We start from the raw sequence: 17,435 nt of genomic DNA, 5'->3' as shown, positions 1-17,435 counted from the left end.
GCACACACGACGACGACCCCGCCGCGCGGTGCGCGACGGGGCCGATACGACGGTGTCGGGCGGCGGCCGACCGCCGCCGCCGCCTCAGGAGGACTTGGCCGGAGCCAGCCCCTCGACGACCGCCTCGGCGACGGCCTTCATCGTCGTCCGGCGGTCCATCGCGGTCCGCTGGATCCAGCGGAACGCCTCCGGCTCGGACATCTTCTGCGCGGTCATGAGCAGGCCCTTGGCCCGGTCCACGACCTTGCGGGTCTCGAACCGCTCGTTGAGCGTGGCGACCTCGTCCTCGAGCGCCTTCTTCTCGGCGAACCGGGAGACGGCGAGCTCGATGGCCGGGACCAGCTCGTGCCGGGCGAACGGCTTGACCAGGTAGGCCATGGCGCCGGCGTCGCGGGCGCGCTCGATCAGCTCGCGCTGGCTGAACGCGGTCAGCATGACGACCGGCGCGATCTTCTCCTCGACGATGGTCGACGCCGCCTCGATGCCGTCCTTCCTGGGCATCTTGACGTCCATGATCACCAGGTCGGGCCTCAGCGCGCGGGCCTGGGTGATGGCGGCCTCGCCGTCGCCGGCCTCACCGGCGATGCGGTAGCCCTCCTCGGAGAGCATCTCGGCCAGGTCCATGCGGATCAGCGCCTCGTCCTCGACGACCAGCACCCGCCACCCGGGCTGCGGGCCGTCCTCGGCCGGCGTCTCTGCGGGAACGTTGTCGGTCACCGGAGAACTCCTTCATCGGTCAGTGGGGTGTCCGGAGGTTTCAGGCTACCGGCGGTGCGGGTGCACAGCCGAACCACTTCGGACTTTCGTGTGCGGAAACACGCTCCGTCGACCGCATTACCCGTCCGATCGGAGGGGCGACGACCGGATCAGATCCCGTCGTCGAGCAGGCGGCGGTACAAGTCGGTCGACTGCCGGCCCGGACCGACGCCCAGTTCCTCGCGCAGCAGGCACCGGAGGCGGCCGAAAGCCGCGAGCGCCGCAGCTCGATCCCCACGCCGTGTCATCGCCTGCATGAGGAGGCGATGCCCACGCTCTCCGACCGGGTCCGCGTCGACGAGCGAGCGGGCGGTCCGTTCGGCCGCGGGCAGCTCAGACCCGCCCAGTTCGAGGCAGGCTTCGGCATAGCAGGCCATCGCCGCGATGTGGGCCGCCCGAGCCTCGTCACGGCGCCGGGCGACCCACTCGGTATCGACTCCGGGCAGGAACTCACGTTGTGTCACGAACATCGCGCTCAACGCCTGCGCCCACGCGCGTCTCCAGTCACCGGCACCGGCCGCGGCCTCCGCATCGTGCAATGCCGTCCTCGCCCGGACCGAGTCGACCAGCGCACCGTCGGGCAGTACCAGCTGCAGCACCTCGCGACCGCGGATCTGGGCCGGGCCGAGCACCGTCCGTACCCGGGACAACAGCGGGTTGAAGACCCGAGTGGCGGTCTCACCGGGGCGCTCGGGTTGCCACACGGTCTCCATCAGTCTCTCCCTACCGACCGGTTGTGACTCGGCGGCCAGGAACGCAACCAGCATCCGGCCCCTGCGGCCGGGGAGCAGACGCTCGACCGCACTGCCGTCGACCACAACGGTGAACTGTTCGTGCAGCTGGATACGCACTCCGTCATCGTGACAAGGATTCGACAACCTCGCGACAATCCGACGCCGTCATACTCCGATCTCCACAATTCAGATCATCTGAGACCAGGAGGCCGCCGTGCAGCACCAGGTCAGTTGCGAGTGCGGATACCAGGTCCGGGACACCGACGAGGACGCCCTGATCCGCACCGTCGATCAGCACGTGCACGACAACCATCCCGAACTGGTCGGACAGATCTCCCACGACATGATCCGGGGCTGGATCGAACTGGTCCCCTGAAGGACCCGGACAGCGCCGACATCCCCTGTCCCGGGCACGCCTCCGACGAGCCGGGACGACTCCGGTGCACATCGCGGACACAGCGGCGAGCACCGGTCACCCGCATGCGACGAAGGAGATCGACGGTCATGTCGAATCTGTTGAAGGCAGGCGAGACCCTCCCGGTCGGTGGGACGCTCGTGTCTGCCAACGGGGCCTCCACGCTCCTGCTCCGCGACGACGGCGACCTCGTCCTGCACCGCGGACCCGTCCGCGCGACGACGATCTACTGGCGGTCCGGGACCTCGGGTCTCCCGACCTCCGGGCCGCTACGGGCGCGCCTGTCCGATGACGGGAGTCTGACACTCGTCGACTCCTCCGGTCTGCGCCGGTGGCGGAGCGGGACATGGGGCACCGGAATCGTCGATCCGACGCTGTTCCTCGCAGACGACGGGAACCTGGTCGTCCGACACAACGACGACGACGTGCTGTGGGCGTCCGGTGCACCCGGCGGCGCAGGCCGGATCGAGCTCGGATTCGTCGACCTCGCCGCTCGAGCCTCCACCCGCAGCGACTCCCTGTCCCAGGCCGGGCGTATGCCGCCCGTGGTCAGCAGCGAGGTGAGCCTCGGGACAGCGCCCCCGAAGACCGAGACCTCGAACGGGGTCGCCTACCTCATCACCGAGGAACGACGCCGCGCGGTCAACGCTGTGGTCGAGCAGGCGTACCTGCAGGACATCGGCCGCCTCGGCGTGTACCCGGGGCAGCCCGTCCAGGGCCAGGCCCTGCTCAGCGGTGACCTCGCCGAGATCGGACCACTGCCCCGTGTCGGTGGCCGGATCAGCATCGTCACTGACATGATCCACACCGAGGACGTCGGTGTGGGCACCCCGCTCGGGCAGAGCCGGACCCTGGACACGATCGACGCGACCGGAGTCAATCAGGCCCGGCGCGACATCATCGCCGAGGCCGACCCGGCCGACTCCGTGTCCCAGCTCAAGACGACCTTCGAACGTGCGTCGACGCTGCGCGAGATCGGGGTGAAGGCCGGCCTCGACATCACGGGCTCCAACTTCAGCGTCGACGCCAACGCCTCCCTCAACCAGAGCTACCGCCAGAACACCGTCGTCGGGGTCATCCGGCAGGTGTTCTACTCGGCCCGGTTCGAGGCCCTCGACAGCCGGTCGGAGGGCTTCTGGCCGGACGGCGTGCAGCTCGCCGACCTGCAGCCGTTCTTCGGGCCGGGGAACCCGCCGCTGTACGTCGACAGCGTCCAGTACGGCCGGCTGATCGTCGTCACCGCACAGGGGGCGTTCTCCACTTCGCAGCTCAGGGCGGCGATGTCCGCGAGCTACACCCAAGGCGTGCAGGCGAGCGGGTCGATCGCCCTCGAGCACAGGGAGGTGCTCGAGTCGGCCGTCGTCAAGGTCTACACGGTCGGTGTGCCCGGAGTGCTGAACTTCCGGTCGATCGCTGATCCGGTCACCGAGCTCCCGGCCGTCTACGCCGGTGGGCTGGTGTTCAACTCGCGGAACCTCGGAGCCCCGGTCTCCTTCGTCGCGCGGCACATCGCTGACAACCGGCTCGCGATGGTGGCTCTGACCGCCGAGTACGTCACGCCGCTCACCGCAGTCGGGGTCGACGTCCCCGAGACGCCGTTCGAGGTGTGGGACGGACCCGGTGGTGGACTGCGTGACACCCGGATCCAGGTCAACCCCGGCGACACGGTCACCATCAGCACGGGCGGCGCGATCTGGTCGGGGGTGTTCGGTGCCGGCACGCACGGACCCGAGGGCTGGCCCGGACACGACGCCGATCGCGGCGCCCCGCTGCCGTCCGGGACTGCGTACTGCCTGATCGCCTCTTTCGACGGGCACACCTGGTTCGAGGCGGGCGGGTTCTGGCAGGGGAAGGTCCCCGCCGGGAGCGGTGGGCGCATCCTGCTCGCCGTCAACGACAACAACCCGTACAACGGCAACCCGGACGAGAAGTGGACCTCCCTGGTGTCCGTGGTCCGTGCAGATGCCGCCGCAGCCGGCATCCGCGTCTGATCATGTGTGGACCGTCCGGCCCGAGGCGCGGCCCGTGTCCCGGGTGCGACGACGACCTCCGCGAGACCGTCGAGAACCTGACCAGGCGGTACAACGACCTGGCGCAGATCCTCAGCGCCCACATGCGTGACCCCGGCGACGACCGGGCGCGGGCAGGCGGTGACGGGATCGCCCTCGCGGACGAGCTCGTCCGGATCATCGGCGGGGTCGACGTGACGCCGGGCGAGTTCCCCGAGTGCGCGCTGATCGGTCGACGCTCACCGAACGGTGCGGAGTCGTGGTCCTGCAGCGGGGTGCTCGTTCATCCACGAGTGGTGCTGACCGCCGCCCACTGCTCCGCGACCCGGTCTCCGAACATCGTCGCACTCGCGGCCGAGTCGGTGTCCGACCTCGGTGCGGCTGAGCTGGTCGAGGTCCGCACCGTCGTCCCACACCCTCGCTACTCGGCGGGTTCCGTCGGATACGACCTCCTCGTCCTGGTTCTGCGCACGGAGGCGGCGACGACACCGGTCCGGATCGCCTCGGCCGCCGAGCTGTCTGCGGCCACCTCGACGACGCTGGTGGGATTCGGCAACGACGATTTCCGCGCCACGAAGGGCTTCGGGGTCAAGCGACAGGTCACCGTCGGGATCACCGCGCTGCGCCGAACCCCCACCGACGACCTCGGCGTGGCCGAGCAACGATGGGGATTCGAGTCGGACCGCGAGTTCGTGGCCGGCGGAGGCGGCTACGACTCGTGCAACGGCGACAGCGGTGGGCCGGCCTACGTGATGGTGGGTGACGAGATCGCGCTGGCAGGTCTCACCTCCCGGGCCACCGAGGGTGTCCGACGCCGCTGTGGCGACGGTGGGATCTACACGCGGGTGGACGTCCATCGGGACTTCATCGGCAGCGCGCTGGCCGACGCCGGCATCCCCGTTCCCCCGACGTGACTCGTCGCCACCGGTGGACCCGGTCACGTCTCCGGCCCGCCCGCGGTGTCCGGCGCGGCGACGGCGTACCCGCGCACGGAACCGTCGGACGGCGGGCCCGGACACGGTTCGTGGTGCGACAGCCGTCGGAACGGAACGGGCCGCGCAGGAAGCGGTCGGGGTGGCGTCCCGGACCGGTACAGCGACCGGGCCCTGTCCACGACCTGCGGCGGGTGCATTCCGGAACCGTGGCACGTGGCACCGACAATTCCGGAGAAGGTGCCCCCGGTGGGATTCGAACCCACACTGTATGCATTTTGAGTGCATTGCCTGCTGCCGATTGGGCTACGGGGGCCTGATGCTTTCGGCGTATTCAGTTCTCCACTGAGCTTAGCGGGTTCCGGGCTGCTCCCGGCAGCCGACCCGCCTCACGCCGGCCAGCTCAGGAACCGGCTGCGCGGCGGCCCGTCGCCGAGCACGTGCAGCACCCCGCCCGGCGCCGGGACGGGGTCGCTGCCCCCGGCCCCGGGCACGTCCGGCCAGCGCAGGGCGGGCGCCACCGACGGGGCGACGACGAGCGGGTGCCCGGCGAACGTCGTCGCCAGCGGGGTGTGGACGTGCCCGCACACCACCAGCGTCGGGTCGCTGCGCGCGGCGAGCAGGGCCTCGAACACGCCGGCGTCGAGGAGCCGTATCCCGTCGAGGACCGGGTGCCCGACCGCGACCGGCGGGTGGTGCAGGGCGACCAGCAGCGGCGCGGGGTCCCGGACGGCGTCGGCGAGCAGGGCGACCGCGGCGTCGGACAGCTCCCCGTGCGGCGCCCCGGGGACCAGGGTGTCGAGCAGTGCGACCGTGATCCCGCCGGTGCGGTGCAGCCGGTCGCCCACCGGGCCGACGGCGTCGGCCATCGCGGCGCGGTCGTCGTGGTTGCCGGGCACGTGCAGCGCGCCGAGGCCGTCGAGCAGCCGTGCGGCGGACGTGTAGGCCCCGGGGGCGCCGTCGTCGGCGAGGTCGCCGGTGACGAGCACGACCTCCGGCGCCGGGTCCAGCGCCCGGACCCCCGCGACGGCGCGGGCGGCCCGGCCGTCGGTGCCCGGGCGGCCGAGGTGCAGATCCGAGAGCTGGACGACGGTGGTCACCGTGGGATCCGCTCCAGCAGGGCGGCCACCTCCATGTGGTGGGTCATCGGGAACGCGTCGAACGCCCGCAGTGCGGCGGCGCGGTACCCGGCGGCGGCGAACAGCGACAGGTCCCGGGCCAGCGCGGCCGGGTCGCAGGCGATGTGCACGATCCGCCGCGGGGCGCGGGCGGCGAGGTCGCGCACCGCGGCCTTCCCGAGCCCGGCGCGCGGCGGGTCGGTGACCACGACGTCGGGGTCGGGGCCGAGCCGGCTGATCTCGCGCTCGGCGCGGCCGCGCACGAACTGGACCTGCGGCAGGTCGGCGAGCGCGGAGGCGCCGTCGGCGACCGCGGTCGCGGCGGACTCCACGACCAGTACGGTCCCCGACTCCCCCACCTGGTCGGCGAGCACCGAGCCGAGCAGCCCGACGCCGCCGTAGAGGTCCCAGGCGACGCCACCGGTGGGGGCGTCGGCCCAGTCGCGCACGACGGAGGCGAGGGTGTCCGGCAGCGCCGGGTGGACCTGCCAGAACGTGCCGGCCGACAGCTCCCAGGTGCGGTCCGCGGCGTGCACCGTCGCGCCGGAGCCGACCCGGGCGGCGCCGTCGCCGACGACGGTGACGTCGAGCTCGGAGTCGGGCCGGAAGCGGCGCTCCAGCACCGGGGGCAGCGCGCCGGCCGGGACGAGCGGGCAGTCGCCGATCTCGCACACGTCGTGGCTGCGGTGGGCGCGCAGGCCGGGGACGCCGTCGTCGTCGACGGCCAGCCGCACCCGGGTGCGCCAGCCGAGCGGACCACCGGCGAGCTCCTCGACCTCGACGGCGGCGAGGTCGGCGGTGGCGACGACCGCGGCGCCGGCGCCGAGACGCTCCAGCTGCTCGCGCAGGACGGTCGTCTTCAGGGCGCGCTGGGTGGCGTGGTCGGTGTGCTGGAAGTCGCAGCCGCCGCAGCCACCGGGCCCGGCCCACGAGCAGGCGGGCTCGACCCGGTCCGGGGACGCCTCCAGCACGGCGACGGCGTCGGCGCGGCAGAACGCCCCGCCCGGGTCGTCGGTGACCACCGCGCGGACCAGCTCACCGGGCAGTGCGTGCCGGACGAACACGACCCGGCCGCCGTCCCCGTCGCGGGCCACGCAGTGTCCCCCGTGCGCGACGGGGCCGACCCGCAGCTCCAGCATGCGGTCCGTCCAGTCGGTCGCCGTGTCGGCGTTCACCGGTCCTCCTTCTTCGTCACCCGGGGTGCGGACGGGGCGCCGCCACCCGTCCCGACGCCCGCACCGTCGCGGCGTTCGCCGGGCAGCTGCTCCATGCCCGGGTAGCCGCGCCGGGACGCCCCCGGGGCCTGCAACGGTGACAGCGCCCGCGAGCGCGACGACGACGGCAGCTGCCACGGCACGCTGGTCACCATCACCCCCGGCTGGAACAGCAGCCTCGTCTTGAGCCGCAGCGCGCTCTGGTTGTGCAGCACCTGCTCCCACCAGTGCCCGACGACGTACTCCGGGATGTAGACGGTCACGACGTTGCGCGGGGAGTCGCTGCGGATGCGCTTGACGTAGTCCAGCACGGGCCGGGTGATCTCCCGGTAGGGCGACTCGACGACCTTCAGCGGGACCGGCAGGTTCCGCTTGTGCCACTGCTCGACGAGCTTCTTGGTCTCGGAGTCGTCGACGTTGACCGTGACCGCCTCGAGGATGTCCGGGCGGGTCGCACGGGCGTAGGCCAGCGCCCGCAGGGTCGGCTTGTGCAGTGTCGAGACCAGGACGACGGCGTGGTTGCGCGAGGGCAGCACGTCGTCGGTCTCGTCGGCGACGAGTGCGGCCGCGACCCGGTCGTAGTGCAGCTGGATCAGCCGCATGAGCACGAAGAACCCGGCCATCGCGACGATCGCGATCCAGGCGCCGAGGGTGAACTTGGTGATCAGCACCGTGACCAGCACGACGCCGGTCATGCAGGCACCGAACCCGTTGATCGACTGCGCGCGGCGCATCCGGCGGCGCTCGGACACCGACGGGTCCAGCGTGAGCTCCCGGTTCCAGTGCCGGACCATCCCGGCCTGGGACAGCGTGAAGGACACGAACACGCCGACGGTGTAGAGCGGGATGAGCCGGGTGACCTCGGCCTGGAAGCCGACCACCAGCAGGATCGCGAACAGCGCGAGCGCGACGATGCCGTTGGAGAACGCGAGCCGGTCGCCGCGGGTGTGCAGCTGGCGGGGCAGGTAGTTGTCCTGGGACAGGATCGAGCCGAGCACCGGGAAGCCGTTGAACGCGGTGTTCGCGGCGAGGACCAGGATCAGCGCCGTCATGACGATGACGAAGAGGTAGCCCGGCGGGAAGTTGTCGAACACGGCGTCGGCGAGCTGGGCGATCATGGTGTGCTGCTCGTAGCCGGGCGGGGCGTCGGGGAACTGGCGCGCCGGGTCCTCGGCGATCTGGACCCCCGTGAGCTGGGCCAGGGCGATCAGCCCCATGAACAGCGACACCGACATCGCGCCGAGCAGCAGCAGCGTGGTGGCCGCGTTCTTCGACTTCGGCTTGCGGAAGGCGGGTACGCCGTTGGAGATGGCCTCGACGCCGGTCAGCGCGGCCGCGCCCTGGGTGAAGCTGCGCAGCACCAGCAGCACGAGCGCCAGGCCGGTGAACGCGTCGCCCTCGGCGACCAGGTGCAGGTCCGCGCTCTCCGCCCGGACCGGGTCGCCGAGGATCAGCACCCGGGTCAGACCCCAGATGATCATCGTCGCGACGCCGACGACGAAGGCGTACACCGGGATCGCGAAGGCGGTGCCGGACTCGCGGATGCCGCGCAGGTTGATCGCGGTGAGCACGGCGATCGCGGACACCGCGAACAGCACCTTGTGCTCGGCGACGAACGGCACCAGCGCGCCGATGTTGGCCGCGGCCGCGGAGATCGAGACGGCGACGGTGAGGGTGTAGTCGACGAGCAGGGCGCTGGCGACGGTCAGTCCGGCGTTCTTGCCGAGGTTCACCGTCGCGACCTCGTAGTCGCCCCCACCGGAGGGATAGGCGTGGACGTTCTGCCGGTAGCTGGCGACGACCGTGAGGAGCACGACGACGACGGCGAGGCCGATCCACGGCGACATCGCGTAGGAGGCGACACCGGCGACCGACAGCGTTAGGAAGATCTCCTCGGGGGCGTAGGCGACCGACGACATGGCGTCGGAGGCGAACACGGGGAGGGCGATCCGCTTCGGGAGCAGGGTGCTGGTCAGGCGGTCGCTGCGCTGCGGTCGTCCGACCACGAGCCGCTTGAGAGCGACGGCGAGCTTGGACACGGGGCGCAGCCTATGCCCCCGCTCCGTTGCGCTTCGCGATAGCGTTCACTCCGCGTCGTCGGCGCCCCCGTCGCCGTCCGCACAGAAGGAACGAACCGTACATCCCGGGCTCCCCACCCGGCGGAAGGACCCCTGACGCCATGCACGTCGTGATCATGGGATGTGGCCGGGTCGGCGCGTCCCTGGCCTCGGGCCTGGAGCGGCTCGGCCACGAGGTCGCGGTGATCGACCGCGACCCGCAGGCCTTCCGCAGGCTCGGCCCGGACTTCCGTGGGCGCCAGGTCGTCGGTTTCGGCTTCCACCGCAGCGTCCTCGACGAGGCCGGGCTGGAGTCCGCCGACGCGTTCGCCGCCGTCTCCTCCGGGGACAACTCCAACATCATCGCCGCCCGGGTGGCGCGCGAGAGCTACGGCGTCGGCAAGGTCGTCGCCCGGATCTACGACGCCAAGCGCGCCGCGGTGTACGAGCGGCTGGGCATCCCGACGGTCGCGACCGTCCCGTGGACGACCGACCGGCTGCTGCGCATGCTGCTGCCGGACGGCGTCGCCACCGCCTGGCGCGAGCCCACCGGCACCGTGGCCGTCCTGCCGCTGCCGCTGCACGAGGACTGGGTGGGGCGCCCGATCCGCGACCTGGAGCGGGCGACGAGCTCGCGGGTCGCGTTCATCGTGCGGTTCGGCACCGGGGTGCTGCCGACCAAGGACACCACCGTGCAGCACGAGGACACCGTCTACGTGGCGGCGGTCTCGGGCACGGTCAGCGACGTGACGGCGGCCGCCGCGGCGCCGCCCGAGGAGGACTGATGCGGGTCGCGATCGCGGGGGCGGGCGCCGTCGGGCGGTCCATCGCGCTGGAGCTGGTCGAGTCCGACCACCGGGTCATGCTGATCGAGCGCGAGCTGAACCACATCGACCCCAACTCCGTCCCCGAGGCCGAGTGGGTGCACGCCGACGCCTGCGAGCTGTCCTCGTTGGAGGACGCCGGCATCGAGGGCTGCGACGTCGTGATCGCCGCGACCGGCGACGACAAGGTCAACCTGGTGGTCTCGCTGCTGGCGAAGACCGAGTTCGGGGTCCGCCGGGTGGTGGCCCGGGTGAACGACCCGCGCAACGAGTGGCTGTTCGGCGAGAACTGGGGCGTCGACGTCGCGGTGTCGACGCCGCGGCTGCTGGCGGCGCTGGTCGAGGAGGCCGTCGCCGTGGGTGACCTGGTGCGGCTGCTGACGCTGCGCCAGGGGCAGGCGAACCTCGTCGAGGTGACGCTGCCCGAGGACACCCCGCTGTCCGGGCGGCCGGTGCGGGTGCTGGAGCTGCCGACGGACTCGGCGCTGGTGACGATCCTGCGCGGCGGCCGGGTGATCGTGCCCCAGCCCGACGACTCCCTGGAGGGCGGCGACGAGCTGCTGTTCGTGGCGACGACGGCGGTCGAGGAGGACATCCGCGCCGCCCTCATGTGACCGCGCCCGGGACCGGTGCGCGCGCCTCCCGCGTGCCGGTGCGGGGTCAGGCGGTCGCGGTGCGGGCGCGCTCGGCGCGGCGCACGATGAGGATCGTGGCCAGGATCGCGACCCCGGTGAGCGGGTAGCCCATCGCGAGCCGCGCGACGCCCAGCCAGGTCTCGGAGTCTGCCAGGTACAGCCCGCCCTGCACGACGACCTTCGCGAGGAAGGTCGTCGCCCACACCGCGGTGGCCCAGCCGTAGGCACGGACCAGGTGCGGATCCCGGCGCCACTCGGTGCCGTGTCCGTTGATGCCGTGCCAGATCACCCCGGCCAGCGGCCAGCGGGCGATGATCGAGACCAGCGCGACGATGCCGAGGGCGCCGCTGTAGAGCAGACCGGGCAGGTAGAAGCCGCGGGCCTCGCCGGTCCGGCTCGCGACGAGCGCGCACACCCCGACCCCGAGCAGCCCGGAGATCGCCGGCATCACCGGGTCGCGCCGGACGAGACGCCAGACCAGCACCAGCACCCCGGCCCCGATCGCGGCGTACAGCGCGGTCCGCAGGTCACCGAGGATGTTGGCGACCACGAACACCACGACCGGGATGGTCGAGGCGACGATCCCGGTGACCCCGCCCATCTGCTCGAGCAGGGTGGGGGTCGGCGCCTCGCCGCCCGCGTCCGTGGCCGGCGGCGCCGCGGGCCCGGCCCGGTCCGGTGCGTGCCCGGCGGCGTGCGCCGGTGCCGTCACCGGCCGGCCGAGGGGCGCGGTCCGGTCCTGCGGGTCCACGTCGGGGACACGCGGGATCCGGGTGGTCGGGGCGTCGTGGTGGTGGTCGTTCAAGCCGGTCCGATCCGTCGGCTCAGGGGCAGACCGCGAGGGTCCCGCGGGTCACTGCGCCTGGCAGATCTCGTAGTACGGGTTGTAGAGCACCTTGCGACCGTCGCGGACCGAGATCCGGCCACGGACCCGCATGGTGCGCCCGGCCTCGATACCGGGGATGCTGCGCCGGCCCATCCAGACCAGGGTGACGCCGTCGGTGCCGTCGAACAGCTCGGCCTTCAGCGTGGCGTCGGCGCTCTGCGGACAGAGGTCGACGCTGCGGATCCGGCCGAGCATCGTGACCTCCTCGCCGCAGGCGCAGTCGCGGGCCGGGCGTGCCCCGGTCTCCTCGACGTCGTCGGCGAGATCGCGCGCGTCGAGTTCGTCGACGTCGCTGGTGAGTTTGCGGAGCATCCGGCGGAACGCTCCGCCGTCCGTGCTGCCCATGTCTCTCCTCGGCCCGCATCCGGTACCGGCCCGGGGGCACCGGACCCTCCGGTGACCCACACTCGCGTGGCGACCCGACAGGGTGTCGTGGTGGCGCCGAGAGCGTAACGCGCGGACGGGCCCGATGTATGCCCGTGGCGGCCCTGACCTCCCGGTCGGCGCCCCGCCGACCGGTTCCCGGGCCGCGCCCGGTGGTCGGCGGGCGGACGCGGGCCGGGCGTACCGGACACCCGCGCTCCCGCTCAGTCCCGGCGGTGCCGTCCGAGGTCGCGCGGACCGGTGCCGCCCGCGCGCCGACCGGACGACCACCGGCCGGTGAGCCCGGACCCGCCCGCGGCACGGCCGGTGTCGAGCGCGTCGGTGCTGCCGTCGGTGCTGCCGTCGGTGCTGTCGTCCGCGCTGCCGGTGCGGGCCGGGTCCGCGTCCGCGGGGTCCGCGGCGGCACGGGCCGCGGCCCGCCCGGCGGCGGCCCGGCTGGCGCGGTAGTCGGCCAGCCCGGTGACGCCGCCGTGCCCGTCGGTGCGGTCGGCACCCGGCCCGTCGGCGTCGGGAGCGCGGTCGGCCGACGCGCTGCGGAGCAGGTCCTGCAGGGCGCTGCGTGCCTCGTCGGCCGAGGTGGGGCCGCCGCCGGGCCAGGGGCGGCCCGCGTCGCCCGCGGCCCGGAACAGGTCGTCCCCGCCCGGGCCCGGCGCGGCCCGGCCGTTCGTGCCCGGTTCCGCCCGGCCCGGTTCCGCCCGGCCCGGTTCGGCCCGGCCCGGTTCGGCCCGGCCCGGTTCCGCCCGGTCGTCCGTTCCCCGGCCGGACGGGCCCGGCACGGCGGGGTTCGGCACGGCGGGGCCCGGCGCTGCGGGGCCCGGCGCTGCGGGGCCCGGCGCTGCGGGGTTCGGCACTGCGGGGTTCGGCGACGCGGGACCGGGCGCTGCGGGGACCGGGTCGGCTCGGTGTCCCCGACCGGTCCCCCGGCCCTGGTCGGCGTCCGCGCCGAGCGGCGCGGAACCGGCGAGCGCGGAACCGGCGAGCGCGGGACCCGCGGTGCTGGTCCCGGCGGCGGGGGCGGCGTCGGGTTCGCGGCGGCGTCCGCCCGCGGGGGCGTCGAGGGCGACGGCGGCGAGCAGGTCCGCCACCGAGGTGCCCGCCCCGGCGCCGTGCCGGCCGGGGCGGCGGCTGGCGGCGATCTCGGCGGACAGCCAGCCGTCGTCGTCCGGGGTGGGGTCGGCGGGTGCCGCATGGCCGGGCGCGTCCGCGGTGGGGCGGGCGCCCCGCCGACGACGGGTGGGCGCGGGTGCGGCGGGCTCCGGCGGGGCCGGGAGCCGGTCGAGCGTGGCCTCCATCAGCGGCACGTCCGACAGCGGGATGTCCTCGATGGCCCCGGTGGGCTGCGCCGCCGGTGCCGGCGGCGCGGCCGGGGTGTCGCGGGTGCGCCCGGCGAGCAGGTCCGCGGCGTCGACGCGGGTGGCGTCGGCGGCGCGGTCGCGCCGGGAGCGGCGGCCCGCCCCACCGGAGCCGGGCGCGGTCCTGCCCGCGGCACCGCCGGCGGTGGTCGCGCTGCCGAGCGTCTCGCGGCCGTCCGGGGTGTCACCGGTCCCGGTGCCGGTGCCGCCGCCGAGGGCCGGGCCGCCACCGGGAGCGGTGCCGGGGTCGAGAGCCGTGCTGCCGGACAGGGCGGTGCCGGACAGGGCGGTGCCGGACAGGGCGGTGCCGGACAGGGCGGTGCCGGACAGGGCGGTGCCGGTGTCGAGGGCGGAGGCCGGGACGGGGGTGCCGGTGTCCAGGATGTCGCCGCCCGACGCGCCCCGGCCGAAACCGGTGAGCGGGGTCGCGGACCGGTCGTCCTCGGCGCCCGCGAGCAGGTCGGCGACCGACAGCGCGGTCACCGCCGGGTCCCGGCGGGCCGGGGGCTCCACCGGCTCCGGGTCCGGGGCCCGGACCGGGGCGGCCGCGGACGGCGCCGGCGCGTACAGCGGCGCCGGGGCGTGGATCGACTCGCGCCCGGGCAGCGGGCGCGCGCCGGTGTCGGCCCCGGGCCGGACCGGGCCGGCCGCGGGTGCGACGCCGCCCGCCGTCGGGATCGCGCCGGTCGGGGTCGCGCTGCCCGGGACGCCCCCGGCCGGGGCGCCGCCGAGCCGGTTCGCGCCGGTCCGGTCGGGCCGGGCAGGACGCCCACGGCGGCGGCCGGGCCGCGCCTCGGACCCGGGGGTGACCAGCGGGCCGCCGGTCAGCGCGGTGCGCTCGGCGGGCGACTCGTCGGCGCGGACGGCCGGGGTGAGCTCCGTGCGCTCCGCGGGCAGCTCTGCCGGGGTCGCCGCGGCGGGGCGGCGGACCTGCGGCAGGGCGCGGGTGCGCGGATCGGCGTCCTCGGGCGACGGGTGGGGACCCACCGGCCCCACCGGGGCCTGCGGTGCCGGGGCCGCGGCGGGCGCGGCGCGGCGCGGACGTGCCGGCCGGGCGGGCTCGACCGGCGTCGCCGGTTCCGCGGAGGCGGCGGCCGGCACCGGGCGGGCGCCGGTCGCAGGGCCGGACGGCACCGGGGTCGCGCCGGTGCTGCCCGACGGCACCGGGGTCGCGCCCGTCGCGCCGGTGGGGGCCGGGACGGAGACGGTGATGCTGGGCTTCTGGGGCGCGACCTCGGGCTGCTGCTCGCGCAGGTGCTCGGGCAGCTCCAGCGGCAGGACCGTCCGCGGCGGGTACGGCGACTTCCCGCGGACGACGATGATCCCTCGCAGCACGCGGCGGAGCTCGACGTCGAGGGCCTCGACGGTCTCCAGCGACGCCGTCGCCACGCCGTAGACCATCCAGCGCGGGCCGTCGCAGCCGACGAACACCGAGGCGGCGTTCTCGGTACGGGCGTGGAGCTCGCGGCCCCAGTCGCCGCGGGCGTTGCGCACCCGGGCGCCGCCCTTGCGCAGGGACTGCTCGATCTCCGCGGACAGGTCCGCCCACAGACCGGACGACCGCGGCGCGGCGAGCGCGCTCACCGCGATCCGGCCCTCGGCGAGCAGCAGGTGCACGGCCTGGGGGCGCTCGGCACCCGTGGGCTCCAGCTTCAGCTCGGCGCCGTAGGGCACCGGGACCTGCAGGGCACCGAGGTCGACGCGGGCGAGCGCGTCGGTCATCGACGGGTCGAGCTCCTCGACGTCGGCCGGGCCGAGCGGGCGGCCGCCGCGGCCGGGCGGCGGGACCGAGAGCGGGGCGTCACCGACGCCGTACTCGTCCTCGTCGTACTCGTCCTCGTCGTCGTACTCGTCGTCGAGGTCGTCGAGGTCGTCGAGGCCGTCACCGTCGGACGGCGCGGACGGGCGCCGGCCCCAGGACGGGTCGTCGGGGTCGCCGCCGTCGAAGCCCTGCGGGGTGCGGTCGCGTGCGTAGGCGAGTTCGTCGTCCTCGACGCGGTGCGACAGCAGCGGCGGCTCCTCCTCGTCCCAGCGGCCGTCGGGTGCGACCCGGTCGTCGTGCGCGACGGGTGCGGGGGCGGGCGTGCGCCCGGAGGCGCCGGGGGCCGGGGCACGGCCGGTGGTGTCACGGCCGACCGCGCGCACCGCCGTCGTCACCGCGGCGGGGCCGTCGGGGGCGGTGCCGGTCCGCGGGCCGGCCGGGCGGCCGTTCGCCGGCACCGGGCGGGGGCCGGCGGCGGGCGCGGAGCCGTTGCGCCCCGGCGCGGGCGGCCTGCCGTTCGGCGCACCGGCTCCGGAGCCGTTGCGCGGGGCCGCGCCGTTCACCGGCGGCGCCCCGCGACGGGCGTCCTGCTCCGCGTAGTGGTCGGCGTAGTCGTCGAAGTCGTCGATGTCGGAGTCGCCGTAGCCGGGATAGCCCGGATAGGCACCCGTCCCGGTGTCCTCGACCCCGTCCTCGGGACGGATGTCGAACATCCGACCGCGTGCGCGTCCCGGCATCTACTGGTCCCCTCCCCCGGCGACGAGCGCGGCGTTGCCGCCGGTCGAGCCGTGACCGGCGGCGCCGCGTACCGACGCGGGCAGCGCGGTGACCTCCACGAACCGGGCCGTCTCGACCCGCTGCACCACCAGCTGCGCGATGCGGTCCCCCCGGCGCAGCTCCACCGGTGTGTCCGGGTCGGTGTTGACCAGGCACACCGTGATCTCGCCGCGGTACCCGGCGTCCACGGTGCCGGGTGCGTTGACGATCGACAGCCCGCAGCGGGCCGCGAGCCCGGACCGCGGGTGCACGAACCCCGCGTAGCCCTCGGGCAGCGCGATCGCCACCCCGGTCCCGACGAGCGCCCGGCACCCGGGCTGGAGGACCACGTCGGTGGTCGTCACGAGGTCGGCCCCGGCGTCCCCGGGCCGCGCGTACACGGGAGGGGGGACGTCGGGGTCGAGCCGCGTCAGCAGGACGTCGACGGACGCTGCTGCCGGCGGCTGGTCCGGGGGAGCGGGCACGGAACCGGGCACGGCGGGCGACGCTACCCTGGGCCCCGTGAGCGAACGGGTTCCGGAGACCGACTCTGCGACGGCTGGCCCTGCTGCGTTCGACGAGCGGTTGTCCGTCCCGGTGTGGTGGTACCTGCTCGCCGTCGGGCTCGGTGTCCTGATGGGCGCGCAGATCCACATGGGCTACCCCGGCCTGCGGGCGTGGCTGGGTTATCTGGTCATGGTGCCGCTGTGCGTCGGCGTCCTGTGGTGGATGGGCCGCAGCCGCACCACCGTCCGCGACGGCGTGCTGATCTCGAACGGCCGGGAACTGCCGCTGTCCGCGGCCGGGGTCACCGACACCGTCGCGCGCGCCGACAAGCAGCAGGCGATGGGCCCCGACCTCGACCCGCAGGCCTACGTCCTGCACCGGGCGTGGGTGGGGCCGCTGGTGCGGGTCCAGGTGACCGGCCGCGACGAGCCCTACTGGGTGCTCAGCACGCGCCGGCCCGACGCGCTGCGGGCGGCGATCGCCGCGCAGGCACCGCACCCCCAGCAGAGCTGACCCCGCGGACGCACGACGGGCCCCGGCGAGATCGCCGGGGCCCGTCGTGGTCGTCCGTCGTGCGGGCCCGGTCAGGCCGCACAGTCGCGGCAGAGGAACTGTCCGCCCGAGGTGCTGGCGAGCCGGCTCCGGTGGTGTACCAGGAAGCAGCTCGCACAGGTGAACTCGTCCGCCTGCTTCGGCAGGACGTTCACCGTCAGTTCCTCGCCCGACAGGTCCGCGCCCGGGAGTTCGTAGCTCTCCGCGGTGTCGGTCTCCTCGACGTCGACGACCGCGGACTGCGCCTCGTTGCGGCGCTGCTTGAGCTCGTCGAGCGAGTCCTCGGCCATCTCGTCGGCCTCGTTGCGACGCGGGGCGTCGTAGTCGGTCGCCATCAGGTCTCACCCTTGCCTTACGTCCGAGCTGCTCGATTCCGGCCCACGAGCAGCGGTACTTCGCATCGGTTGGTCGTCGCGTGCCGCTGAGGAACGTCGCGGGGACCGGGTTTGTGCCCGGCTCCGGGAGTGACGCCGGTCTCACCTGGCCCGGTGACCGGGTGGCTCGTCCGTCGTGCGTCCTGTCGCGGCCGGTCCGTCACCGGC

16 protein-coding genes and 1 tRNA gene are annotated in these 17,435 nt (G+C 74.5%); 6 read left to right on the top strand and 11 right to left on the bottom strand.

Annotated elements, in window-relative coordinates:
- Positions 1-84 precede the first annotated feature (84 nt).
- Both WHI96_RS11220 and WHI96_RS11215 read right to left on the bottom strand, forming a co-directional pair.
- Positions 85-717, bottom strand: a complete 633-nt coding sequence (locus tag WHI96_RS11220) for an ANTAR domain-containing response regulator (protein WP_345652977.1) — start codon at positions 715-717, stop codon at positions 85-87.
- Positions 718-866: 149 nt separating this feature from the next.
- On the bottom strand, positions 867-1,607 hold the full coding sequence (locus tag WHI96_RS11215) for an AfsR/SARP family transcriptional regulator (protein WP_345652980.1): 741 nt from the start codon (positions 1,605-1,607) through the stop codon (positions 867-869).
- Positions 1,608-1,704: 97 nt separating this feature from the next.
- Here WHI96_RS11215 and WHI96_RS11210 point away from each other — a divergent pair, with 97 nt between their 5' ends.
- From WHI96_RS11210 to WHI96_RS11200, 3 genes are all read left to right on the top strand, one after another.
- Entirely contained in the window at positions 1,705-1,866 is a 162-nt protein-coding gene (locus tag WHI96_RS11210; RefSeq protein WP_345652983.1) for a hypothetical protein, read from the top strand.
- A gap of 128 nt (positions 1,867-1,994) precedes the next feature.
- Positions 1,995-3,896 (top strand): thiol-activated cytolysin family protein, encoded by a 1,902-nt coding sequence (locus WHI96_RS11205; protein ID WP_345652986.1) that lies wholly within the window; start codon positions 1,995-1,997, stop codon positions 3,894-3,896.
- 122 nt (positions 3,897-4,018) lie between these two features.
- Complete coding sequence (locus tag WHI96_RS11200; RefSeq protein WP_345652989.1) at positions 4,019-4,828, top strand: S1 family peptidase; 810 nt, start codon at positions 4,019-4,021, stop codon at positions 4,826-4,828.
- Positions 4,829-5,087: 259 nt separating this feature from the next.
- Here the strand turns inward: WHI96_RS11200 and WHI96_RS11195 are convergent.
- The 4 genes from WHI96_RS11195 to WHI96_RS11180 form a co-directional block, all read right to left on the bottom strand.
- Positions 5,088-5,162: transfer RNA gene (locus tag WHI96_RS11195), tRNA-Leu, on the bottom strand.
- 73 nt (positions 5,163-5,235) lie between these two features.
- A complete protein-coding gene (locus WHI96_RS11190) occupies positions 5,236-5,946 on the bottom strand; it encodes a metallophosphoesterase (RefSeq protein ID WP_345652992.1) in 711 nt (236 codons plus the stop codon).
- The gene (locus WHI96_RS11185; RefSeq protein WP_345653010.1) at positions 5,943-7,103 is read right to left on the bottom strand and encodes a class I SAM-dependent RNA methyltransferase; all 1,161 of its coding nucleotides are present in this window, start codon (positions 7,101-7,103) and stop codon (positions 5,943-5,945) included. The genes WHI96_RS11190 and WHI96_RS11185 overlap by 4 nt, the downstream gene beginning before the upstream one ends.
- A gap of 32 nt (positions 7,104-7,135) precedes the next feature.
- Complete coding sequence (locus tag WHI96_RS11180; protein WP_345652995.1) at positions 7,136-9,217, bottom strand: APC family permease; 2,082 nt, start codon at positions 9,215-9,217, stop codon at positions 7,136-7,138.
- A gap of 140 nt (positions 9,218-9,357) precedes the next feature.
- Here WHI96_RS11180 and WHI96_RS11175 point away from each other — a divergent pair, with 140 nt between their 5' ends.
- Together WHI96_RS11175 and WHI96_RS11170 are read left to right on the top strand one after the other, a co-directional pair.
- Positions 9,358-10,020 (top strand): potassium channel family protein, encoded by a 663-nt coding sequence (locus WHI96_RS11175; protein ID WP_226356462.1) that lies wholly within the window; start codon positions 9,358-9,360, stop codon positions 10,018-10,020.
- Positions 10,020-10,673: a potassium channel family protein gene (locus tag WHI96_RS11170; protein ID WP_345653001.1), complete on the top strand. Its 654-nt coding sequence runs from the start codon at positions 10,020-10,022 to the stop codon at positions 10,671-10,673. Before WHI96_RS11175 ends, WHI96_RS11170 begins: the two co-directional genes overlap by 1 nt.
- Positions 10,674-10,719: 46 nt before the next feature.
- On the opposite strand, the gene WHI96_RS11165 is transcribed toward WHI96_RS11170, so the two are convergent.
- The 4 genes from WHI96_RS11165 to dut all read right to left on the bottom strand — a co-directional run bounded on the left by WHI96_RS11165 (position 10,720) and on the right by dut (position 16,331).
- Positions 10,720-11,499: a DUF3159 domain-containing protein gene (locus WHI96_RS11165; RefSeq protein WP_345653004.1), complete on the bottom strand. Its 780-nt coding sequence runs from the start codon at positions 11,497-11,499 to the stop codon at positions 10,720-10,722.
- Positions 11,500-11,547: 48 nt separating this feature from the next.
- Positions 11,548-11,925 (bottom strand): OB-fold nucleic acid binding domain-containing protein, encoded by a 378-nt coding sequence (locus WHI96_RS11160; RefSeq protein WP_345653007.1) that lies wholly within the window; start codon positions 11,923-11,925, stop codon positions 11,548-11,550.
- A gap of 242 nt (positions 11,926-12,167) precedes the next feature.
- Positions 12,168-15,791, bottom strand: coding sequence for a DUF3710 domain-containing protein (locus tag WHI96_RS11155; RefSeq protein WP_349302371.1), 3,624 nt, complete (start codon positions 15,789-15,791; stop codon positions 12,168-12,170).
- A gap of 24 nt (positions 15,792-15,815) precedes the next feature.
- Complete coding sequence (gene dut / locus WHI96_RS11150) at positions 15,816-16,331, bottom strand: dUTP diphosphatase (protein ID WP_345654721.1); 516 nt, start codon at positions 16,329-16,331, stop codon at positions 15,816-15,818.
- 25 nt (positions 16,332-16,356) lie between these two features.
- On the opposite strand from dut, the gene WHI96_RS11145 reads away from it, so the two are divergent.
- Positions 16,357-16,854: a DUF3093 domain-containing protein gene (locus tag WHI96_RS11145; protein WP_345654717.1), complete on the top strand. Its 498-nt coding sequence runs from the start codon at positions 16,357-16,359 to the stop codon at positions 16,852-16,854.
- A 71-nt stretch (positions 16,855-16,925) separates the two neighbouring features.
- Here WHI96_RS11145 and WHI96_RS11140 read toward each other — a convergent pair whose 3' ends face one another.
- Positions 16,926-17,228 carry a DUF4193 domain-containing protein gene (locus WHI96_RS11140; RefSeq protein WP_010223990.1) on the bottom strand — a complete coding sequence of 101 codons (303 nt, stop codon included), beginning with the start codon at positions 17,226-17,228 and terminating at the stop codon, positions 16,926-16,928.
- Positions 17,229-17,435 lie beyond the last annotated feature (207 nt).

The sequence above is a fragment of the Pseudonocardia tropica genome (assembly GCF_040105315.1).
Taxonomy (GTDB): domain Bacteria; phylum Actinomycetota; class Actinomycetes; order Mycobacteriales; family Pseudonocardiaceae; genus Pseudonocardia; species Pseudonocardia alni.
The sequence above is the reverse complement of the archived record's forward strand: the minus strand, read 5'-3'. Positions and strand labels throughout refer to the sequence as shown.

Excerpts from the sequence above, each read along its gene's own strand:
- WHI96_RS11205 (WP_345652986.1), top strand. The coding sequence starts at position 1,995 with ATGTCGAATCTGTTGAAGGCAGGCGAGACCCTCCCGGTCGGTGGGACG.
- WHI96_RS11200 (WP_345652989.1), top strand. The coding sequence starts at position 4,019 with ATGCGTGACCCCGGCGACGACCGGGCGCGGGCAGGCGGTGACGGGATC.
- WHI96_RS11185 (WP_345653010.1), bottom strand. The coding sequence starts at position 7,103 with ATGCTGGAGCTGCGGGTCGGCCCCGTCGCGCACGGGGGACACTGCGTG.
- WHI96_RS11175 (WP_226356462.1), top strand. The coding sequence starts at position 9,358 with ATGCACGTCGTGATCATGGGATGTGGCCGGGTCGGCGCGTCCCTGGCC.
- WHI96_RS11170 (WP_345653001.1), top strand. The coding sequence starts at position 10,020 with ATGCGGGTCGCGATCGCGGGGGCGGGCGCCGTCGGGCGGTCCATCGCG.
- WHI96_RS11160 (WP_345653007.1), bottom strand. The coding sequence starts at position 11,925 with ATGGGCAGCACGGACGGCGGAGCGTTCCGCCGGATGCTCCGCAAACTC.
- WHI96_RS11155 (WP_349302371.1), bottom strand. The coding sequence starts at position 15,791 with ATGTTCGACATCCGTCCCGAGGACGGGGTCGAGGACACCGGGACGGGT.
- WHI96_RS11140 (WP_010223990.1), bottom strand. The coding sequence starts at position 17,228 with ATGGCGACCGACTACGACGCCCCGCGTCGCAACGAGGCCGACGAGATG.